Annotated in this window: 21 protein-coding genes; 12 read left to right on the top strand and 9 right to left on the bottom strand. The window is 57.2% G+C overall.

Annotation, left to right across the window (positions count from 1 at the left end):
- Window positions 1–5: 5 nt before the first annotated feature.
- Window positions 6–1,565, bottom strand: a complete 1,560-nt coding sequence (gene norR, locus JJD74_RS17190; protein WP_200616110.1) for a nitric oxide reductase transcriptional regulator NorR — start codon at window positions 1,563–1,565, stop codon at window positions 6–8.
- A 164-nt stretch (window positions 1,566–1,729) separates the two neighbouring features.
- Between norR and hmpA the strand changes: the two genes are divergently transcribed.
- The 8 genes from hmpA (at window position 1,730) to JJD74_RS17150 (ending at window position 10,096) form a co-directional block, all read left to right on the top strand.
- Window positions 1,730–2,911, top strand: a complete 1,182-nt coding sequence (hmpA, locus tag JJD74_RS17185) for an NO-inducible flavohemoprotein (RefSeq protein ID WP_200616107.1) — start codon at window positions 1,730–1,732, stop codon at window positions 2,909–2,911.
- A gap of 252 nt (window positions 2,912–3,163) precedes the next feature.
- Complete coding sequence (locus JJD74_RS17180; protein WP_200616104.1) at window positions 3,164–3,673, top strand: disulfide bond formation protein B; 510 nt, start codon at window positions 3,164–3,166, stop codon at window positions 3,671–3,673.
- An 825-nt stretch (window positions 3,674–4,498) separates the two neighbouring features.
- On the top strand, window positions 4,499–5,440 hold the full coding sequence (cyoA, locus tag JJD74_RS17175) for a ubiquinol oxidase subunit II (protein ID WP_042560960.1): 942 nt from the start codon (window positions 4,499–4,501) through the stop codon (window positions 5,438–5,440).
- A 3-nt stretch (window positions 5,441–5,443) separates the two neighbouring features.
- The gene (gene cyoB, locus JJD74_RS17170; RefSeq protein ID WP_042560959.1) at window positions 5,444–7,474 is read left to right on the top strand and encodes a cytochrome o ubiquinol oxidase subunit I; all 2,031 of its coding nucleotides are present in this window, start codon (window positions 5,444–5,446) and stop codon (window positions 7,472–7,474) included.
- A 3-nt stretch (window positions 7,475–7,477) separates the two neighbouring features.
- Window positions 7,478–8,101, top strand: a complete 624-nt coding sequence (cyoC, locus tag JJD74_RS17165; protein WP_042560958.1) for a cytochrome o ubiquinol oxidase subunit III — start codon at window positions 7,478–7,480, stop codon at window positions 8,099–8,101.
- The gene (gene cyoD / locus JJD74_RS17160) at window positions 8,101–8,436 is read left to right on the top strand and encodes a cytochrome o ubiquinol oxidase subunit IV (RefSeq protein WP_042560957.1); all 336 of its coding nucleotides are present in this window, start codon (window positions 8,101–8,103) and stop codon (window positions 8,434–8,436) included. The genes cyoC and cyoD overlap by 1 nt, the downstream gene beginning before the upstream one ends.
- 10 nt (window positions 8,437–8,446) lie before the next feature.
- On the top strand, window positions 8,447–9,334 hold the full coding sequence (gene cyoE, locus JJD74_RS17155) for a heme o synthase (protein WP_042560956.1): 888 nt from the start codon (window positions 8,447–8,449) through the stop codon (window positions 9,332–9,334).
- 270 nt (window positions 9,335–9,604) lie between these two features.
- Entirely contained in the window at window positions 9,605–10,096 is a 492-nt protein-coding gene (locus JJD74_RS17150) for a RidA family protein (RefSeq protein ID WP_042560955.1), read from the top strand.
- A 70-nt stretch (window positions 10,097–10,166) separates the two neighbouring features.
- On the opposite strand, the gene JJD74_RS17145 is transcribed toward JJD74_RS17150, so the two are convergent.
- The 3 genes from JJD74_RS17145 to JJD74_RS17135 form a co-directional block, all read right to left on the bottom strand.
- Entirely contained in the window at window positions 10,167–10,871 is a 705-nt protein-coding gene (locus tag JJD74_RS17145; protein WP_200616101.1) for a hypothetical protein, read from the bottom strand.
- Window positions 10,872–11,015: 144 nt separating this feature from the next.
- Complete coding sequence (locus JJD74_RS17140; RefSeq protein WP_200616098.1) at window positions 11,016–11,420, bottom strand: GNAT family N-acetyltransferase; 405 nt, start codon at window positions 11,418–11,420, stop codon at window positions 11,016–11,018.
- Between the two features lie 56 nt (window positions 11,421–11,476).
- A complete protein-coding gene (locus JJD74_RS17135) occupies window positions 11,477–12,382 on the bottom strand; it encodes a LysR family transcriptional regulator (RefSeq protein WP_200616095.1) in 906 nt (301 codons plus the stop codon).
- A gap of 102 nt (window positions 12,383–12,484) precedes the next feature.
- Here JJD74_RS17135 and JJD74_RS17130 point away from each other — a divergent pair, with 102 nt between their 5' ends.
- Window positions 12,485–13,657: an aspartate aminotransferase family protein gene (locus JJD74_RS17130; RefSeq protein ID WP_200616092.1), complete on the top strand. Its 1,173-nt coding sequence runs from the start codon at window positions 12,485–12,487 to the stop codon at window positions 13,655–13,657.
- 125 nt (window positions 13,658–13,782) lie between these two features.
- Here the strand turns inward: JJD74_RS17130 and JJD74_RS17125 are convergent, their stop codons facing one another.
- The 4 genes from JJD74_RS17125 to JJD74_RS17110 all read right to left on the bottom strand — a co-directional run bounded on the left by JJD74_RS17125 (window position 13,783) and on the right by JJD74_RS17110 (window position 18,262).
- The gene (locus JJD74_RS17125; RefSeq protein WP_200616090.1) at window positions 13,783–15,702 is read right to left on the bottom strand and encodes an alkaline phosphatase D family protein; all 1,920 of its coding nucleotides are present in this window, start codon (window positions 15,700–15,702) and stop codon (window positions 13,783–13,785) included.
- 71 nt (window positions 15,703–15,773) lie between these two features.
- Window positions 15,774–16,511, bottom strand: a complete 738-nt coding sequence (locus tag JJD74_RS17120; protein WP_200616087.1) for a hypothetical protein — start codon at window positions 16,509–16,511, stop codon at window positions 15,774–15,776.
- 116 nt (window positions 16,512–16,627) lie between these two features.
- Entirely contained in the window at window positions 16,628–17,806 is a 1,179-nt protein-coding gene (locus JJD74_RS17115) for a hypothetical protein (protein WP_200616085.1), read from the bottom strand.
- A 90-nt stretch (window positions 17,807–17,896) separates the two neighbouring features.
- Entirely contained in the window at window positions 17,897–18,262 is a 366-nt protein-coding gene (locus tag JJD74_RS17110; protein ID WP_115147743.1) for a hypothetical protein, read from the bottom strand.
- Between the two features lie 119 nt (window positions 18,263–18,381).
- Between JJD74_RS17110 and JJD74_RS17105 the strand changes: the two genes are divergently transcribed.
- Window positions 18,382–19,137, top strand: a complete 756-nt coding sequence (locus JJD74_RS17105; protein ID WP_200616083.1) for a hypothetical protein — start codon at window positions 18,382–18,384, stop codon at window positions 19,135–19,137.
- Between the two features lie 34 nt (window positions 19,138–19,171).
- On the opposite strand, the gene JJD74_RS17100 is transcribed toward JJD74_RS17105, so the two are convergent.
- Window positions 19,172–19,501 (bottom strand): hypothetical protein, encoded by a 330-nt coding sequence (locus tag JJD74_RS17100; protein ID WP_200616080.1) that lies wholly within the window; start codon window positions 19,499–19,501, stop codon window positions 19,172–19,174.
- A 293-nt stretch (window positions 19,502–19,794) separates the two neighbouring features.
- On the opposite strand from JJD74_RS17100, the gene JJD74_RS17095 reads away from it, so the two are divergent.
- Together JJD74_RS17095 and JJD74_RS17090 are read left to right on the top strand one after the other, a co-directional pair.
- On the top strand, window positions 19,795–20,082 hold the full coding sequence (locus JJD74_RS17095; protein ID WP_042562197.1) for a hypothetical protein: 288 nt from the start codon (window positions 19,795–19,797) through the stop codon (window positions 20,080–20,082).
- A 104-nt stretch (window positions 20,083–20,186) separates the two neighbouring features.
- Window positions 20,187–20,447 (top strand): DUF6429 family protein, encoded by a 261-nt coding sequence (locus JJD74_RS17090; RefSeq protein ID WP_115147745.1) that lies wholly within the window; start codon window positions 20,187–20,189, stop codon window positions 20,445–20,447.
- Window positions 20,448–21,357 lie beyond the last annotated feature (910 nt).

Here is a 21,357-nt window from a genome sequence, read left to right as displayed (position 1 = left end):
GGCTTTTAGCTTTTCATGCCCAACCGCTTGGCCATCCGTCCCAGATTCGCCCGATCAAGCCCCAACTCCCGCGCCGCACTCGCCCAATTATCCTGATGACGCTCCAGCGCCGCACTGATCAACTGCCGCTGGTACGCCTCGGTAGCACTGCGCAAATCCCCGCTGATCAATGTCGCCGACGCCACAACCGCAGCAAGCGGCTCAGGCAAGTTATCCACAACCTCACGCGGCAAATCGAGATCCGCCGCACTCAAACTGAGAATCTTCGGCCGCACCTTGCAGTTGCCCAAGGCCTTCAACGCGCTGCGCCCGATCAAGTGTTCCAGTTCGCGCACGTTGCCTGGCCAAGTGTAGGCGAGGAGGGCTTCCTGGGCGTCACTGTTCAGTCGCAGGCTATTAAGGCCCATACGCGAACGGTTCTGTTCGAGGAAGAAGCCGCTGAGCAGCAACACATCACGTCCACGATCACGCAAGGCCGGCACCCGTAGCGGGTAGACGCTCAGGCGGTGGTAAAAGTCGGCACGGTAGCGACCGCTGCGCACTTCTTCGGCCAGATCGCGGTTGGTCGCAGCGATCAGGCGCACGTCGACCTGATGCTCCTTGTCCGAGCCTAAACGTTGTAACTGGCCGCTCTGCAGCACGCGCAAAAGTTTGGCCTGAACGGTCAGCGACAATTCGCCCACCTCATCGAGAAACAGCGTGCCGCCATTGGCCAGTTCAAATTTGCCGCGGCGGTCGCTGGTAGCGCCGGTGAAGGCGCCGCGTACGTGGCCGAACAACTCGCTTTCCACCAACGTGTCGGGCAGTGCCGCGCAGTTGAGGCTGATGATCGGTTTGTCGGCGCGGGCTGAGGCAGCGTGGATCGCCTGAGCCACCAACTCCTTGCCAACCCCGGTTTCGCCGGTGATCAACACGGTCAGGTCGCTACCGCCGACCAGGTTGATCTCTTCCACGAGGCGCTTGTGCGTCTTGCTCTGGCCGATCATTTCGCGGTTCTGCTGACCGCTGGCCTGACGGTAAATCTCGGCGCGCTGGTGCTCGTCTTCGACCCGGATCGCCAGACGCTCGATGCGTTCGGCGGCGTTGACTGTGGCCGAGGCAAGGCTGGCGAAGGCTTGCAATACGTCCAGTTCGATCGGCTCGAAGCGTTCCGGATCGAGCGCGTCGAGGGTGATCAGGCCCCAGAGTTTTTCATCGACAAACAGCGGACAGCCGAGGCAGTCGTGGACTTCCAGGTGATCGTCGAGGCCGTCGATCAAACCGTCGTAAGGGTCGGGCAAGTCGCTGTCGGCGGCAAACCGGGTCGGCCCGGCACCTGCCAGCAACACTTCAAAGCGCGGGTGCTCACTGACCTTGAAGCGGCGGCCGAGGGTGTCTGTACTCAAGCCATCCACCGCCAATGGCACCAGCGATTCGCCGTCGAGGCGCAACAACGCGGCGGCATCGCAGGGCAGCAGGGCGCGCATGGCTTCAAGCAGTCGACGATAACGCTCACCCTCCGGCAATTCGCGGGAGAGGTCGGAGACCAGCGGCAGTAGAGCGGTCAGCAAGGATTTGGCGATCATGGTTGTGTAGTCAAAGAGACAAGATGTAGTCGGAGTGACTATAAAGAGCGTTGGGTCGAATTGACTACATATTTTTTAACATGCTGATTTATATGGATAAATAAGTTGGCACGGAAACTGATAACTCTAGGGTAACTTTTCCAGAAAGCTCAGGAGTCACCCTTATGCTTAGCGTCCAGGATCGTGCCATCGTCAAATCCACCGTGCCTTTGCTGGAAAGCGGCGGTGAGGCGCTGATCACGCACTTCTACCGCATGATGCTCTCCGAATACCCGCAAGTGCGCCCATTGTTCAACCAGGCGCATCAGGCCAGCGGCGACCAGCCGCGTGCGTTGGCCAACGGTGTGTTGATGTACGCCCGCCACATTGATCAGCTCGACCAGTTGGGCGATCTGGTGGCGAAGATCATCAACAAGCACGTCGCCTTGCAGATCCTGCCGGAGCACTACCCGATTGTCGGTGCCTGCCTGTTGCGCGCCATCTCTGAAGTGCTCGGCGAAGAGATCGCCACGCCAGAAGTGATGAGTGCCTGGGGCGCGGCGTACGGTCAACTCGCCGACATCCTGATCGGCGCCGAAACCGCCATTTATGACCAGAAAGAGCAAGCCATTGGTGGCTGGCGCGGGGCGCGGGAGTTCATCGTTGCGGCCAAGGTGGAAGAGAGCGCGGAAATCACTTCCTTCTACTTTGAGCCTGCGGACAAAGGCCCGATTCTGGCGGCCGAGCCGGGTCAGTACATCGGCATGAAGCTGGTGCTCGATGGCGAAGAAATCCGCCGCAACTATTCGCTGTCGGCGCTGGCGAATAAAGGTCAGTACCGTATCAGCGTCAAACGCGAACCGGGGGGCCGCGCGTCCAATCACTTGCACGATCAGTTGCATATCGGCGCGAGCATTCAGCTGTTCCCTCCATCGGGTGAGTTCACCCTGGCTGCCAGCGACAAACCACTGGTGTTGATCAGCGGCGGCGTTGGCATCACCCCGACGTTGGCGATGCTCGAGGCGGCGCTGGAAACCGAGCGCCCGGTGCACTTCATCCACTGCGCGCGCAATGGCAGTGTGCATGCGTTCCGCGACTGGATCGACGGCCTGGCTGCGCGTCATCCGCAACTCAAGCGTTTCTATTGCTACGCCGAAGACGACGGCGTGAGCCCGGCAGCGGACAAGGTCGGGATACTGAGCCAGGATTTGCTCGCTCAATGGCTGCCGGAGCAGCGCGATGTCGACGCCTACTTCCTTGGGCCGAAAGGTTTCATGAGTGCGATCAAGCGGCATCTGAAAGCGCTGGGTGTGCCGGAGAAACAGAGCCGGTATGAGTTCTTCGGGCCGGCTGCTGCCTTGGAATAAATAGCCCAGACCGAGTAGTCCGTATCGCGGGCAAGCCCGCTTCCACAGGTTTTATGGCGTACGCAAAATTCATGTACGACGCTGGACCTGTGGGAGCGGGCTTGCCCGCGATGGCCGTTACACGGTTCCGTTCTGAAAAATCCCTTTGAATTAATGGTTCCTTAACCGCTTTATCGTTTATTTCCCCGGTGTAGACTTGCGACAACTTTCAGTCGCCAGACGGCTGAACCATGGACATATAAGGGAAACGCGATGAGCGAGGAAACAATTCGATTGGGACGTGAGCGGCGCTTTCTGGTGCTGCTGGGCATCATCTGCCTGGCGTTGATCGGTGGCGCGCTGTACATGCAGATCGTGCTCGGCGAGGCGCCGTGCCCACTTTGCATCCTGCAGCGTTATGCGTTGCTGCTGATCGCGCTGTTCGCCTTTATCGGTGCAGCCACGCGCACCCGGCGCAGCATCACCGTATTCGAAGTACTGGTGGTGATCTGTGCGATTGCCGGGGCGGCAGTCGCCGGGCATCACGTGTACACCCAGTTCTATCCGGCGATCAGCTGTGGCATCGATGTGTTGCAGCCTATTGTTGATGATCTGCCGCTGGCGAAGATCTTCCCGCTGGGCTTCCAGGTCGACGGATTCTGCTCGACGCCGTACCCGCCGATCCTCGGTCTGTCGCTGGCGCAATGGGCGCTGGTAGCGTTCGTACTGGTGGTGATCCTGGTTCCGCTGCTGGCCTCGCGTAATCGAAAAACACTGCGCTGAGTCAACTATTGCGCGTTGTTGCCGATACAGAAAACGCCCCGATTTGCGGTTCAGCAGATCGGGGCGTTTTGCATTTCAGAGTGTTTGTGAAAACACCGTGACGAACAGCAAGGAAGGGTGTGGCAGGTGTGCGACATGTTGTCACACAGGCGGTGTCGCAAGTCGATCCACCTACCCGGATTGGCGCACTGTTACAAAAAAGGATTGGTCTGTTTCGGTGTTTTTAGGCTTTTGAACGCGTGTGCCAGATCAGGCAGTTTTAACAAGCGCGGGCAAATGGCCAGAAGCCTTGGGGTATCGGGCTTTGCGCCGATCCAGCCCTCGGAAAAAGCCTTCAGAGCTGTCTGAACTGAGGCGGATACACCTACAAATTTTGGCGTTTTTGTTGAGAATCTATTTCGATAACATGCGGCACTTTTGCAAAAATGGCGATGGATTGTTGCTTGAACGGATAAAAATTATTTCGGGATAAGACATGGTGTATAGGGCGCTACCTATCTACAATCGCCCGCACTGAATTCCCGGCGCTGTTCAGCCTTTATTAAGGAGGCGAGCAGGAAGTCGGGTGTCGAGCAGGCTGTGAGGCTTTCAAGACACCCAGGTGTCGGTGCCTTCCAACTTTCCGCACCAAATGGAATTGGTCTGTAACAAGGCCTTTGACCACGAATTCGAATAAGAACTTACCGCTGTCCCAGGTTTTGTCGAGCGTCTGACGCGCGACGGGCGGCCCTTATTCAATCCAAAGAAAATGCCAACCCTTGGCAGGGTGAAGTGTTGGCGATCAAAACCCAACTGCATTGCGCAAGCTGCTTTAGAGGTCGTGAGATGAGTAAAAACAGGTACCCCAGATTACTAGGCCTAGTGCCGCTGCTCGGCACGTTGTTGCTGGGAGGCTGCAACATGACCCTGCTCAATCCAACGGGCCAGGTCGGCCTGGAACAGCGCAACCTGATCATCACCGCGACCCTGCTGATGCTGTTGGTCGTTGTGCCGGTTATCGTCATGACCTTCCTGTTCGCCTGGAAGTATCGCGCCTCCAACAAAGACGCCATCTACACGCCGAAATGGTCGCACTCGACCAAAATCGAAGTGGCCGTCTGGACCATTCCGGTTCTGATCATCATCGCGCTGGGTTACATCACCTACATTTCGACCCACGAACTGGACCCGTATCGTCCAATCGAATCCGACGTCAAGCCGATCACCATCGAAGTGGTTGCGCTGGACTGGAAGTGGCTGTTCATTTACCCGGAACAAGGCATTGCCACGGTCAACAAGATCGTGTTCCCGGCGCACACGCCAATCAACTTCCGGATCACCTCCGACGCCGTGATGAACTCGTTCTTCATCCCGGGCCTGGGCGGCCAGATCTACGCGATGGCGGGCATGCAGACCAAACTGCACCTGATCGCTGACCGCAACGCTGAAATGGACGGTATCTCCGCCAACTACAGCGGCGCAGGTTTCACCGGCATGAAGTTCAAAGCCATCTCGACAACTCAGGAAGATTTCGACGCCTGGGTAAGTGAAGTCAAGAAGTCACCTAAACAGCTTGATCAAGCTGAATACGCAGCCCTTGCCAAACCGAGCCAGAACAACCCAGTCGAGCTCTACTCCTCGGTCACGCCGAACCAGTTCCAGATCATCGTCGACAAGTACGAAGGTATGAAGCCGGGCAAGCCGCTGAAGCACGAGAAGAAAGAGAAAGAAGTGGCGGCCACGGAAATTGACTCGAGTTCGCATTCAGCTGCCGGGGCAGAGGAGTAAACAATGTTTGGTAAATTAAGTTGGGAAGCGGTTCCTTTCCACGAGCCGATCGTGATGGTGACCATCGCCATGATCGCGCTGGGTGGTCTGGCACTGTTCGCTGCAATCACTTACTTCAAGAAGTGGACTTACTTGTGGACCGAGTGGTTGACCTCGGTTGACCACAAGAAAATCGGCGTGATGTACATCATCGTCGCCATGGTCATGCTGCTGCGCGGTTTTGCCGACGCCATCATGATGCGTACCCAGTTGGCCATGGCCACCGAGGGTTCGCCTGGCTACCTGCCACCTGAACACTATGACCAGATCTTCACCGCTCACGGTGTGATCATGATCATCTTCATGGCGATGCCATTCTTCACCGGCCTGATGAACCTTGCAGTGCCGCTGCAGATCGGCGCGCGTGACGTTGCCTTCCCGTTCCTGAACTCCCTGAGCTTCTGGCTGCTGGTATCCGGCGTTGTGCTGATCAACCTGTCGCTGGGCGTTGGCGAATTCGCCAAGACCGGTTGGGTTGCTTATCCACCGCTGTCGGGCCTGCAATACAGTCCGGGCGTGGGGATGGATTACTACATCTGGGCGCTACAGTTATCCGGGTTGGGTACAACGTTGACGGGGGTTAACTTCCTCGCCACCGTGCTGAAAATGCGTACCCCTGGCATGAAACTGATGGACATGCCGATCTTCACCTGGACCTGCACCTGGGCAAACGTTCTGATCGTGGCTTCGTTCCCGATCCTGACCGCTACCCTGGCACTGCTGACCCTTGACCGTTACATGGATTTCCACATTTTCACCAATGAACTTGGTGGCAATCCAATGATGTACGTCAACCTGTTCTGGGCGTGGGGCCACCCTGAGGTATACATCCTGATCCTGCCGGCATTCGGCATTTTCTCGGAAGTCATCTCGGCCTTCACCGGCAAGAAACTGTTCGGCCACCACTCGATGATCTACGCCTCGGGCGCGATCTCGGTACTGGGCTTCATGGTTTGGCTGCACCACTTCTTCACCATGGGTTCGGGTGCAAGCGTCAACGCCTTCTTCGGTCTGGCGACGATGCTGATTTCCATCCCGACGGGTGTGAAGCTATTCAACTGGCTGTTCACCATTTACCAGGGTCGTCTGCGCTTCACCAGCCAGGTGCTGTGGACGCTGGGCTTCATGGTGACCTTCGCCATCGGCGGCATGACCGGCGTACTGCTGGCCATCCCGGGTGCTGACTTCGTTCTGCACAACAGCCTGTTCGTGATCGCTCACTTCCACAACGTGATCATCGGCGGCGCGGTATTCGGTTACATCGCAGGTTTCGCGTTCTACTTCCCGAAAGCGTTCGGCTTCAAGCTGCACGAAGGCTGGGGTAAAGCAGCGTTCTGGTTCTGGATCTCCGGCTTCTTCGTCGCGTTCATGCCGCTCTATGCACTGGGCTTTATGGGCATGACCCGTCGTCTGAACGCCACCACCAACCCTGAGTGGGTACCGTACCTGTACGTTGCCATGTTCGGTGCGGTAATGATCGCTGTCGGTATCGCCTGCCAACTGATCCAGCTGTACGTCAGTGTGCGTGACCGCAACAAGCCAGAGAACGTTTGCGATCACGGTGACCCGTGGAATGCACACACCCTGGAATGGTCGACCTCGTCGCCACCGCCGTTCTACAACTTCGCCGTGCTGCCTAAGGCTGACTGCATCGACCCGTTCACCGAAGCCAAGGAAAACGGTACCGCGTACCAGCGTCCGGCCAAGTACGAGCCGATCCACATGCCGAACAACACCGCCACTGGCGTTGTGATGGGCGCGCTGTTGACCGTCTTCGGTTTTGCCATGATCTGGCACATCTGGTGGCTGGCAATCGCGAGCCTGGTAGGCACTGTCGTCTACTTCGTGATCCACGCTGCACGTGACGACCAGGGCTATATGGTTCCGGTTGAAACGATCGAGCGCATCGAAGCCGAGCAGCACAAGCGTCTGGTTGCGGCAGGGAAAATCCCGGCCGGTGCCACCCGTGTTGAAACCTCGTTGGAACAGGCTTAAACCATGTCGAATTTAGTGACCAATGCTGGACACGCCCATGGCGAACATGGGCACGATGACCATCACCACGATTCGGGCGAGATGACCGTATACGGTTTCTGGCTCTACCTGATGACCGACTGCATCTTGTTTGCGTCGATCTTCGCGGTATACGCGGTACTGGTAAACAACGTTGCCGGTGGCCCGTCGGGCCACGACATCTTCGAACTGCCATACGTGTTGGGCGAAACCGCTCTGCTGTTGTTCAGTTCGATCACCTACGGCTTCGCCATGCTGGCGTTGTACAAAGGCAAGAAGCAGCAGGTCCTGGGCTGGTTGTTCATGACCTTCCTGCTCGGCGCTGGCTTCATCGCCATGGAGATCAACGAGTTCCACCTGCTGATCTCCGAGGGCTTCGGTCCTAGCCGTTCGGGCTTCCTGTCCGCGTTCTTCACCCTGGTCGGTACCCACGGTCTGCACGTATCCGCAGGTCTGATCTGGATGGGCATCATGATGTACCAGGTCAACAAGCACGGCCTGACGGCGACCAACAAGACCCGTCTGAGCTGCCTGAGCCTGTTCTGGCACTTCCTGGACGTGGTGTGGATCTGCGTATTCACCGTTGTTTACCTGATGGGGACTCTGTAATGGCTAACGCACACTCCCATGACAGCCATGATGCTGGCCACGGCAGCGCCAAGTCGTACGCCATTGGCTTCATTCTGTCGGTAATCCTGACTGTCATTCCGTTCGGCCTGGTGATGTACCCGACCTTGCCGAAGATGACGACACTGGCAATTGTCATGCTGTTCGCAGTGATCCAGGTGATTGTTCACCTGTATTACTTCCTGCACCTGGACCGTTCCATTGCTCAGCGTAACAACGTGATTGCGTTCGTCTTCACGGCCATCGTGATCGTGCTGCTGGTTGGCCTGTCGCTGTGGATCATGTTCAGCATCCACACGTACATGATGGCGAAGTGAGGTAGACCCGATGTCGCTCAAGCACTTTATCCAAATCACCAAACCGGGGATCATTTTCGGTAACGTGCTTTCTGTGGCAGGCGGGTTCTTCCTGGCCTCGAAAGGGCATGTCGATCTGGCGGTGTTTCTGGCAGCCATGATCGGCACCTCCCTGGTTGTAGCCTCCGGTTGCGTGTTCAACAACTGCATCGACCGCGACATCGACCTGAAGATGGAACGCACCAAGAACCGGGTGCTGGTCCAGGGCTTGATCTCCCTGAAACTGGCCCTGATCTACGCGACCATCCTTGGTGTTCTCGGCGTTGCATTGTTGTACAAGGTGGCCAATCCGTTGGCCGCCCTGTTCGCGGTAATCGGCTTCGTGATCTACGTCGGCTTCTACAGCCTGTACCTCAAGCGCAAGTCGGTTCACGGCACGCTGGTGGGCAGTCTGTCGGGCGCCATGCCGCCAGTGATCGGTTACGTCGCTGTAACCAACAGCTTCGACATGGCCGCGCTGGTTCTGCTGGTGATGTTCAGCCTGTGGCAGATGCCGCATTCCTACGCCATCGCGATCTTCCGCTTCAACGATTACCTGGCCGCATCGATTCCGGTGCTGCCAGTGAAGCGCGGGATTAAAGTGGCCAAGAAGCACATCCTGCTCTACATCCTGGCGTTCCTCGTGGCGACCTTGATGCTGACCTTCAGCGGCTACGCCGGCATGAGCTACCTGGCCGTCGCCGCCGCAATGGGCATGTACTGGCTGTACATGGCCTGGACCGGCTACAAGGCAGTGGATGACACTGTCTGGGCACGCAAGCTGTTCGTGTTCTCGATCTTCACCATCACTGCGTTGAGCGTCATGATGTCCCTGGACTTCAAGGTGCCGAGCGAGTTGTTGCTGACGTACGCGCCGTAAGGTTTCAGGTTGTACATGAAGCCCCGCCATCGAGAGATGTGCGGGGTTTTTTGTTGGCTGAATTTCGGTGATTGAGGCGCCATCAATCGTGAGCAGGGGCCACCTCGACGCGATACCTTTGTAGGCGCAGCGTGCCGCAGCTCCTGCAGGGTTGAGTTGCGGTATCGGAGTAAACCCCCTAGATTCGGATCCAACCATGACAGTGATAGCGCCATGCCATTTCACGGGTGCTCAACTGTTCTTCATGCACCGATAACGAGGCTGGGCGAAATGACTGAGAGGATGACCTGCGACGAACGCTTCATTGCCCTGGCACAAGAGCTGAACTACGACATCCACGGTGAGAACACCGCCGGCGGTAACTACGCACCGCTGATCCGTCATCACGATGAGCTGTACATCAGCGGCATGGTGCCACGTACCCACGGCAAGATTCAGTACCCCGGTCGGGTTGGCCTGGAGTTGACGCTCAAGGACGCACAGGCCGCCGCGAGCATCAGCGCGATGCGGTGTCTGGCGCTGATCGTCGATGCGGTCGGTTCGCTGGACAAGATCCGGGCGCTGTTGCGGGTCACGGTGTACGTGAAGTCCACGCCTGACTTTGTTGACCTGAGTGAAGTGGCCAACGGTGCGTCGGATGTGTTCAGCCATGTGCTCGGCGATGCTGGCCGGCACACGCGTACCACGGTGGGTGTCTATCAGTTGCCGAAGAATGCGGCGATTGAAGTCGACATGATTGCGGCATTGCACTCGGGCGCATAATCCTCGCGCCGGAAAACAAAAAGCCCCGCCTGATCAGTCAGTGCGGGGCTTTTTCGTCAGCGTGGCCGGATTACTGCGCGGCGATGCTGTAGCCATCAAATGCGGTCCGCTGCTGCAGGGCCGTGATGATGTTCTTGCGGTTGACGGCCTGTTCGGTGCCGGCATTGTCGACGAAGGTTTCGCTATCGATTTCGGCTTCCTCACCTTCACCGACGAAGGTGAAACCAAGGAACTCCAGCGCTTCACGGTCAACATTCAGACGCGAGCGTGGCGTGCGCAATGGCAGGGTCACGCTGCTGCCATCCTTGCTGATGGTGAAGATTTCGACTTCTTTCTTCGCACGTGCCGCTTTGCTCTTGCCGCCGCTCGGGTTGCTGATCGCCTGATGGGTCTGGTTCAGTACTTTGAGCGCCAGGCCGTAAACGATTTCCTGGAAAGCCGGATCATCCTTGAAGCTAGAGAGGATGCGGCCGATCGAGAACTTGCTGCTCAGGTCTTCGAGGGCGGCGATGTCGGCAGCCTCGGCATCCTTGAGGCTCTTGAGCTCGCCCATCAGTTCGTAGGCCTTGTCGTCATCGAAGCGGTCGTGAGCCTCACGGATCGCGGAGCGCAGTTCACGGATCTGATCGCTCTCGCGGGACGACTGGAACGCGTCCAGCACCATCTCGCTGATGATTTTGGCTTGTGGCAGGTGTTGTGAAAGATTGATGGAGTTTTCGTATTCCGCTTTGGACGATTCGGTGACTACGGATTCAGCGGTGTTGAAATCGGACATTGAAATTTCACTACTTTTTAACTTGAGTGGAGATGAGCAAGCGCGGGGCTTTTTCAGGTCGACTAATTTAGGGGAGCGGGGCGACGTTGTCACGGAGCAACGGGCTGGCGGTATAGGTTTTTTAGCGGGCACCGAGCGCACGCCCTATTTCAAGCGCGGTCGTTCCATGGCAATCACTGAGGTCTCGAAACCCAGGCCGGCAAAAAACGCCTCTACACCTTCACGGCCAGCCCGCAGCACCCAAGTGATGTCCGGGTTGTCGCCCATGATGTGCTCGACCAATGATCGGCCAATCCCACGGCGTCGATGTTGCCCGTCCACCACGACCATCGACAGGTAACCATTGGACAAACCATCGGTGATGCCACGAGCGAAGCCGATGATCTCTTCGCCTTCCAGCGCGACGGCCGTGCGCTGGGAATTTCTGACAAGTTGCGCAAAATACTCGCTGGAACCTGTCCGGTGTTCCCAGCCATTTTGCCCAAGGAATCGTCGAACCGACTCCGCCTCTGCTGGCAGCATGTCGCGTACGTTCGGGTTGTTGTTCATATGTGGGGCGACTCCTTGTCGGTGATCATTCGAGGTCAGGTTAATGGTTCTCTGAATCAGGATCTGCCCCAGGCTGTCATCGCAAACTCGACGAAACGTCTGAGCTTGGGCAGTCGATACCGATCCGGGGCGTATAACAGGTGCAATGGACGGCTGGGCGGCTGGTAGTCGGGGATGACCGTCACCAGTCTGCCATCGCGCAGGTCCTGTTCCACCAGTGCATCGGGCAGCATCACGATGCCCATGCCGGTGCGTGCGGCCTGATGCAAACCGGCGGAGCTGTTGATCAACATCGGGCCACTGACATCGACCATGATTTCGCCGTCCGGGCCGCTGATGCGCCAGCGCTTTTCCACCGATTGCCAGTCATCGCCGGTGGGGTAGGCGAAGGACAGGCAGTCATGCTGTTGCAGGTCTTGCGGCGTCAGCGGCATGCCGCGCCGTGCCACATAGTCCGGCGACGCGCAGACCGTCAGGGTGTAATCGATCAATGGCCGCGCGATCAGGTTGGACTGCTCGAAGTTGCCCAGCCGAAAAGCGACGTCGAGCCCGTTTTCGAGCAGGTCCGGACGGCTGTTGGTCAGCACCACATCGAGTTTGACCTTTGGCCATTGCAGGGAAAACTCACTGAGCGCCGGGGCCATGCGTTCAACGCCGAAGGTCAGCGGTGCGGTGATGCGCAAGATGCCGCGAGGTTCGTCCAGAGCCTGTTCGGCGAGGCGTTCGGAATCGGCCAGCAGGCCCAGCACTTCGAGGCAGCGCTGGTAGTAGACGCTGCCGAACTCGGTCAGTCGTTGGCGGCGGGTGGTGCGCTGCAGCAGTTGCACACCAAGCCGTTGCTCCAGCGCTCGCAGATGATTGCCTACCATCGTCGTCGACATTTCGCACTGCAACGCGGCCGCCGTCATGCTCCCCGCTTCAACGACTTTGACGTAGACGTTCATCGACTGAAACAAATCCATTATCAAGCCCAGCTTATAAATGATTGAAGTTTTGCCGAGTTTATCCAGTTCTGGTGGCTAACCATACTGCAAACACACCGACCTTCACTGGAGTTTGAAGTCATGACCGCCGCCCTGATGAACACCTACCAACCACTAGCCCTGAGCTTCACCAAGGGCCTGGGCACTCGACTGTGGGATCAGGCTGGCCGCGAGTATCTGGATGCGGTCGCCGGGGTCGCCGTGACCAACGTCGGCCACTCGCACCCTCGTATCGTGGCGGCCATCAGCGAGCAGGCCGGACTGCTGCTACACACTTCAAATCTGTACAGCATCGACTGGCAGCAGCAATTGGCAAAACGGTTGACCGGACTGTCGGGGATGGAGCGCGCGTTCTTCAACAATTCCGGGGCCGAGGCCAATGAAACTGCACTGAAACTGGCGCGGCTCTACGGCTGGCGCAAAGGGATCGAGCAACCGCTGGTGGTGGTGATGGCCAACGCGTTTCATGGCCGCACGCTCGGCACGCTGTCTGCCAGCGACGGGCCGGCGGTGCGTTCGAGCTTCAGTGAACTGCCGGGTGATTTCATCAAAGTCCCGTTCGGTGATCTCGCCGCAATCGAACAGGTTCAGCGCAAGCACGGCGAGCGGATCGTGGCGATACTGGTCGAACCGATTCAGGGCGAAAGCGGCGTGCAACTGGCGCCGCCCGGTTACCTGAAAGCCCTGCGCGACATCTGTAATCGGCATGCCTGGTTGCTGATGCTTGACGAGATCCAGACCGGCATCGGCCGCACTGGCCAGTGGTTTGCGTTTCAGCACGAGGGTTTTGTCCCGGACGTCATGACATTGGCCAAAGGACTCGGCAACGGCGTGCCGATCGGCGCGTGCCTGGCGCGGGGCAGGGCGGCGGATCTGTTTACACCTGGCAGTCATGGCAGCACGTTTGGCGGTAACCCATTGGCCTGTCGGGTTGGCTGCACCGTGCTGGACATCATCGAAGAACAAGGCCTGCTGGAGAACGCCCAAGTACAGGGTGAGCGCCTGTTGACGCGGTTACGCGCAGAGTTGGCGGACAACCCCAATGTGCTGGCGATTCGAGGGCAGGGATTGATGATCGGCATCGAACTGAAACAGCCGATTCGGGATCTGACACTGATCGCAGCGCGGGATCATGGGCTGCTGATCAACGTCACGCGCGGCAAGACAATACGGCTGCTGCCACCGCTGACGATTGATGAGCGGGAGGTGGGGATGATTGTTCGGGGTGTTGCGCGGGCTGTGACTTCGATTTGATAGCTACGCGATAACCCTGTGGGAGCGAGCTTGCTCGCGATAGCGCATTGTCAGGCGACATTCATTTTGAATGATCGATCGCAATCGCGAGCAGGCTCGCTCCTACATGGGAAAGGTGCATAGCTCTACTTCGGATAATCCGCCAAATCCGGCGCCAGCATTCGCGTTTGGGGCGCGCCGTTCGAGTTGTGCTGAATGATCTCTCGCGGCTGCCCCTGTTCATTGAAAAACACCTGACCGATCCCCGCCGAATTCCACAGGCGCTCACCGGCCTCGGCGTGTTCCGGCGTATACGGCACGATGCGCATGCGGCGGCGTTTGGTCAGCCAGTTGAGTGGCGAGCGTGGTGAATAAAGCCAGCGGTTGAGCCGATCAAACCACTCCAGCAACGTAGGCGGGAACTCGTTCTTGATGCCGCTGCTGGTGATCTGCCAGATTCGCGGGCCGGCCTTGCGGTGTCGGATCAGCACTTCGTAGACGAAGGAATAATGCACATCGCCGGACAGCACCACGTAGTTTCCTGGCGTGCGCGAGTGTCGGAAAATGTTCAGGATCACCTGCGCGGCGCCCCGGTGGGCCATCCAGTTTTCGGCATCGACCAGCAGTGGAAAACCGCACCAGCTAAAGATCTTTTGCACGGTTTCAATCAGCTTTACACCGAAGATCGGCGCGGGTGAAACGATGATCGCCGACGGATGATCTAGCAACTCCTGCTGCAGTTCGCTCAACGCTTCCCAGTCGAGCAGTCCTGAGGGTTGCTTGAGCGCCATTTCGCTGCGCCAGCGTCGGGTCCGGGTGTCGATAACCACCAGCGCCGGGCTGGTTGGCAGCACGAAATGCCAGTGCTGAAAGCGCAGCAGCTCATCAATCAGATCATCCTGCACCGGGCTGTCGAGGTAATGGTCATCGCCGCTGGCAATCAGACGTCGAGTCTTCACCAGCACATCCTTGAACGCGTCCGGGTTATTACCCCAGCCCTGGCACAACATGTAGGCGATCAACGCATTGCCGATGATGCGTTTGGAGAACGGATGGCCGTAGGCCGTTTCCTCCCATTGCGCAGAAAGATTCCAGTCATCGGTAATGTCGTGATCGTCAAAAATCATCAGGCTCGGCAGATGCGCCAGCGCCCGGGCGACGTTGCCCAGCCCTGCCTTGAAAGCATCGATACGCGTCTGTTCGAGGTTGTAGCGCTTGAGGCGCTCGGGCGTCAGCGTTGGTGTCGTCGGGTTGATCAACGCCCATGCCACCGGCGACCACACCAGCAAATACATCGCCATGACTTCGGCAAAGGTCACCAGATGATTGTCAGCGCTGCTGCTGGTGAAAATCGGCTTACGCGCACCGCCGAAAAATCGCTCGCGCAATGTCTCGTTGCTCTCAAGTGCCGGTAACAAATCTGCACGATGGTAGTAGCTTGCCGGATGGTTATAGAGCTTGGCGCTGTCGCTGACCACGGCGCCTTCGAGGTGTTCGTCGAACAGGCCGAGGCGTCCGATCAAGGCATGAATCGCTCGTAGTGTCGGCCCGGCGACGTCATCGGCGTAGACCTGATCACCACTCATCATCAGCAGCGCCGGGCGCTGTTGCGGGTCGGTTTCGGCGGCCAGCAGGTGGTCGACGCAGAGCAAACCATCCACCGCCGGATGGTGCGGCTTGCGGCAAGAACCGTGGAGCAACTGGTCGATCCGCGAACGCACCACGAAATTTGGGCACCTGGCGTCGCCATACAACAGATGCTGCGCCCAATCGGCGATGCTCGCGTCGCCATCAATCAACACGTCGTAATCGACAAACTCGTCGAGGGGCAGGGCGTTTTCGAGGCTGACATCAATGAGATGAACGAATGCGCGAGTGCCTACAGGAATGACCGTGCATTTCTCGGCATCCAGAGGAATGTCTCCTACACCTTGCACGCGCAAAGTCAGCGACAGTTGGCGCGTGCCAACCAGCCACAGCACCAGTCGCTTGGGCTCAAGCCGTCGCAACAACGGGCCGGCCAAAACCGGTGGCAGCGGGATCAGTTCATCAAGTGTTGGAGACATCCGGGGACAAGACTCAAAGCGCACGGCCGGCGATGATAGCGCAGCCGGCGCCTTGAACGCTTAAGTGAGGCTTAAGAGTCGGCTTTTTGCAGTTTCAGATCCAGCAGACGCCATTCGGCCGGCGTCGCGTCAACTCTTGGCTGCTCTTGCACGGAGCAATCGAAACGGTAGGTGACATCGTCGCCGGTCATGTTGCGAGCGATGACGGTGTTGCTGAAGGTGTAAACCTGATCCTTGAAACGGTGGCTGACGAGGCTTTTGCTGTCAGCAAAGCGAGCCGACGCGGGGAAGCGCAACGTGCCGGTCACGAACGGGCTGCACATGACATACGCGAGCATCGACTTGTCGGCTTGTGCATCACTGCGAAACTTTTTGCTCAACGCCGCGAGGGCTTTGCGTCCCTGGTCGTCACTCTGGTTCAGCACGGTCTGTAGCGCCATCGACTTCGGCGCTCGGCTGGCGTAGTTCGGCAGCAAGGCAGAGTCGGCGGGCGAAGGCTTGTCATCCGGTTCGATGGCGGCAAACACCGGCGCATCTTTCAGCGCAGCGGCGGGCGTGACTGACTCGGCCTCAGGCAATAAAGAGGTCGGTTCGGCGACCTGCGTGTTTTCAGCCTTCGCCGCCTCGTAGTCATGCGACGAAGGAAACAGCGACAGGGTGATCGACAACACCACCATGGCCACAATAAAACCGCCGGCCGCGCCAACAATGTTGCCGTAGAAAATATTCCAGCTGCCACGGTTCTTGACCACCCAGCGCCACATGAAACCCCAGGCCGCGACAAACGCCAGAAAACGCAGAAACTCCATTTGATCCTTTCCTTAAACCTGCAAAAACGCTCAAGGCAGCACGCTTCGAGCACGCTGCAATAATGGGCACCAAGATAACAAAATAGAAGCGTCGCGCTTCTTGCTCATCGAGCTGATCAGTTACCGGTCAGTTCGAAGCGCAGGTCCAGCAACTTCCAGTCGTCAAAACCTTCGTTCATGGTTGGCAAAGCCTGCAGGGTGCATTCGTAACGATAGGTCAGATAGTTTCGCGCAGCGTCCTGGATCTTCATCAGACTTGTGCTGGTATAGATCTGGTCTTTGTAACGCTGAGTCGAGAGAGCCTTATCGTCGGCAAACAGGGCGAGTTCCGGCTGACGCAGAACGCTGCGTAAAAACGGCTCGCACATCTGGAACGCGATCAGTCTTTTGTTGGCGTCCGGCCCGCCAATGAGCCCTTTTCGCAACTGCGCATGAGCCAGAGTCTGTTGCGCAGTCATCCCTTGAACCGTCGCCAGTTCAGAACGGGTTGTCGGTATTTCATTGAGATAGTTTTCCACCAGGCCAGACTTGAGCGGTTCTGGCGTAGCAGCAGGCGCAGCAGCGACATACTCGGGCAATGCTTCCCGGGGCGACGTGTTGGCAGAACCTGCAGGGCCTGACTTTCCTTGCATGGTCAACTCCAGCAGGCGCCATTGGTCATCCTTGATCCCGTTGCCGGAGACGAACTGCACGGCGCAGTCATAGCCGAGACTGACCATCGTGCCTTCCATGTTTTCGCCACTGATCCTGCTCATGACGAGGTAGGTCTGGGATTTGTAGCTGTCGAATCGAAAGTCCTCAGTCTCGTCGAAGGAGGCGGAATCCGGAATGCGCAGCGTGGATTTTGCCGCTGACCGACAGATCAGGCCCGCCAGGCTTCCGTTGACCCCGTTGGCCATATCTGCGCTGGCTCGCCATTGCTCGTATTGGCTGCTCCACTGTGGATCGAGACTGGCGGAAAGCAGCGGTGTAGAGAGCCGTGGATAGCGCGGGCTGTCGGTGGGCAGCAACGGCGATGTCGGAGCGGATGTACGACTGACCGGAGAGCGTGGGACAAAAGATCTGAGCTGGCTTTCGTTCGCGATTTGCGGCTGAGTGTCGCTGGATGTCGCGGGGGTAGATTTTTCGGGCAGAAGTCCGTCGACGATAACGAACACCACGGCTGCCACGATAAACCCGGCAATCAGGCCGGCGAAGTGGCCAAAGAATACCGGCCAGTTTCCACGATTCTTGACGACCCAAACCCACATCCCTGCCCAGACCAGCAAAAACATCACGATCAACGCTGTTTCCATCCCATCCATATCCTTTCTTTAATTCGTGTCAGCTCACTAAGCAGATCCGCTTTTGCGGGCGGCAAGATAGCAAAACAATTACGCCTCAGTTCACGTGTTGGGAAAATAATTCACAGCAAGAAACAGCAGGGTCGCCATGCTGGCGGCAAACCCACACACCGCGCCCAGCAACTGACGTGCAATCGGATGTTCGGGTTGACGGCGATTGGCAATCCACAACCATACCCCCGCCAGAACGCCCGCGCTTGTGGTGAGCACCACCAAGCTGCGATCCAGGTTTGGTGTCGCCATCGACGTTCCAATGACTGCGTCGTAAATCAGCGTGAACACAATGCCGGTTACCACGCTACTTCCAGCGCCAGCAAGGTTGCCAAGTAGCAAGTTCCACTCACCCCGCTGCTTCACCACCCACAACCAGGTTCCGGCCATCACTAGCAAGCACAACAAAGCATCCATTGGTTTATTCCCGAGTGCGCGATAACGGAGGCGGTTGACAGGCCTCCAGCGAGAGTGGACGGCAAGATATCAAAATAGTAGCTTCGCGCCACTTTCTTCAAACACGTAACGGACTACACATGCCGATTGTTTCTGCTACCCCGCGCCTGCTTGGCGCGTTTCTTCTCGCCATCGTCATGACCCCGGCGTTTGCCGACCGAGATGAAACCCCGGAGGTTGCCTGGAAGGAATACCTCTCCGATTGTGAGCGTTTTCAGCAAGTAGTGAACAACGTTCAAAACGGGACCATGACTGCCAGGGCGGCGATGGTCCGCATCGATAGCTTGAAGCGAACAGTTTTCGTCCATCGGGAGCACCTCGTCCAGGCAAGCCTTGCCTCTCCCGATTATGCCCGTTGCGAAAACGTCATTGCCCAGGCGACCGAGATCTGGAACAAGGAACATGACGTCCAGGACAAAGAGATTCAACAGCAATACTTCAAGGCTCAGGCCGAGCACGAGAAGTCCCCGGAATACGAGCGCGCCCTCGCTCTGGGCTTTAGCGACGTCGGCGGAATCGGCAAGCTCAAAGAACTGGCCGAGGAATCGGAAACGGATGGCGAAGCGTATCTGAAGACCTTGATGATTACGGTCGACTGGGGTTGCGGCCGACATTTTCGCGCCGTGAGATACGTCAAACCCTATGTGATCTACACCGCCCACCCTGATGAGGGCAGCTGCGCCGTCTATAAAGAGGTCGCGGTGCTCGGCGGAGAGAGTGTGGAGAGGGGCGAGACCATCGATCAGGACGCGATTTTTCAATACGTGGGATGGAAGACGCTGGAAGGGCCAGGTGGGTTTCCCGTCGACATTCGAGTCGTAAAAGTGCGGAAGTAATCAGCAGGGCTGTTTCTTCAGATTGCGCATCTGATTACAGAATGTCTTTCAAATAACCCTTGAGCGCGAGGAGCGGCTGATCGAGCTGCTCCAGCGATTGCGCCTGGCTGAAATCGGCTGACAACTTGTGCAGCTCACGCCCCAACGGTTTCTCGACACCGCCCAAGGCGTCCATTGCCAGACCAAGACACTCGCTCATCTTCAACTGAATGGTCTCGACATCACCCCGCCGCACCAGCAACTCGAAAATGTCCTTCTGGTAATCCCCCATGACCATGTCGTCCCGCAAAATCGGGCTCAGGCCTTCTTCCTCGTAAGCGAGCTTGAGGGAGAAGAGGGCGACTGTTTCCAGTGACGTTTCCATGGGGTGCCTTTTGCGATGTCCTTCGTAACGAGAGATGAGGGTTCTGGGGGCAGCCAACGCTGCACCGGGGACGGGCGCGATTATACGTATCCGACTGCATTCGGGGGAGTGATCAACAACGATACCGCCCACTTCAGTACAGCCAGGACTCGAGAGTGGTGACGCCGCATTCAAAGCAATTCTGATAAATTCTTCATCGCTAAAATCGCTGACAGGGAGTCATGCATGGCAAAACCATTCGCACCAATAACCAAACCCAAAACGCGGCAGTTGCGACCATCGGCACTGCAACGATGAAAAAGTTACTGATCGGGGCGGCGCTCGTGATGGGGGCTATTCTCTACAGCGGCTACTACCAAGCCCTTGAAGACGGTGACATTGAAACCATTCTGTTTATCAAAAAGCATCCGACGTGGCAGATGAGGTTTCACAACATCCACGCCAACGACGGGGAGATCAGGCAAGTGGAACGGCTTACGGACGAGGAGCGAAAAATGATCATCGATTACTGTCGGTATCGACTGGGGCTCGATACGGCGCTGAGAACGCAGGATGATGTTGAGAGATGCCGAATTAAATAGCCCCGTTCGATAAGGGCTACGGGTACAGGCCCGGTCGAATGGGAATCTGAGTTGTGCCCCCACAAACTCGACGTTAACTGTTGAACGCAAGCGGAGTTACGACCATGGAATACGACGACAAGCTGATGGAGGATGCCGTGCTCGCCCTGTTGGCAGCCTTAAGTTCAGATGACGGCAATGCCTGGAAAGGCTTCGACTTCGAGATCATGAACCGATTGCATGAGCAGGGTTTCATCAGTAATCCGGTGAACAGGAACAAGTCGATCTGGTTGACAGATGAAGGCATGCAGCGAGGTCGGAAGATAGCTGAGCGGTTGTTTGGGGGGAGTGCACAAGCTGAGCCCGCTTCCAGCCCTGAGACCTGATCTCATGCGGCTTCATCGGCTGGATGCACCTGAAAATCATCTAGCCGAGGGCAACCAGTTTTCTACAGACGAAAAAAAGGCCTTGCCTAAGCAAGACCTTTCTTGATTTTGGTGCCCGAGGGAGACTCGCTTAACCCATATTTTACATGGCTTTCGAGCAAATTTCGTGTCTAGGGATACAAGTAGGGATACAGAAATGACGGCATTGTGAGGCCTGCAGACAATGATCAAAATTCTTTCTCAGGTTGCCCTTTCGCCAATTGAGCCTCAATCTCTTTGAAATGTTACGGAAAGGGAGTTGTAAGTCGTGGTCGAGCCTTGTCTTGGGTCTTTGTGTTTCACTTCGGTATTGTCCAGTGATCCCAAATTTTTTGGATTCTCTGAGTTTCTAGCCGGTTTGGCATTGATGGTTTTGGCTTGGACAATAGCGGATGTTTCGTACAAGTTTCGAGTCGCAACAGCTCCCATACCTCTTAGACGTTTCACATTTTATATGGTAGCTATTGTTGGGCTGCTAACGTTATTGACCGATTTATGGCGTGCGGAGCAGTGGCTCGCACCGAAAGGAAATGTATTTACTCCATCGACATGGCAAGCTTTTTTGGGGTTTCTTTTTCTAGTCACGTTTCTATCCTGGGCTTGGTACGCATTCATCCGTCCTCCCGTTTTTGGACGAGGCAGCGCAAAGCATTTCGCTCACGCAGTTTATCACTTTGTATTAAAGGGGACTCCGGCTGAGCTGGCAGTAGTAGCGGAGGAGTTGCGAAGGTCTGCTGAAAACATGGCGGTTACAGGAGCTGAGTGCAACACGGTTATTGAATTGAAGCTGGAGCATCATGCCGCATAGCCATAGCTTCCTGCATCACCTCGTCCATAACCTCGATCGGACACTTGAAGTCGAAGCGCTTAC

This window comes from Pseudomonas sp. MF6776 (assembly GCF_016613125.1).
Lineage (GTDB): Bacteria > Pseudomonadota > Gammaproteobacteria > Pseudomonadales > Pseudomonadaceae > Aquipseudomonas > Aquipseudomonas iridis.
This window is presented reverse-complemented; position numbering and strand designations above follow the sequence as displayed.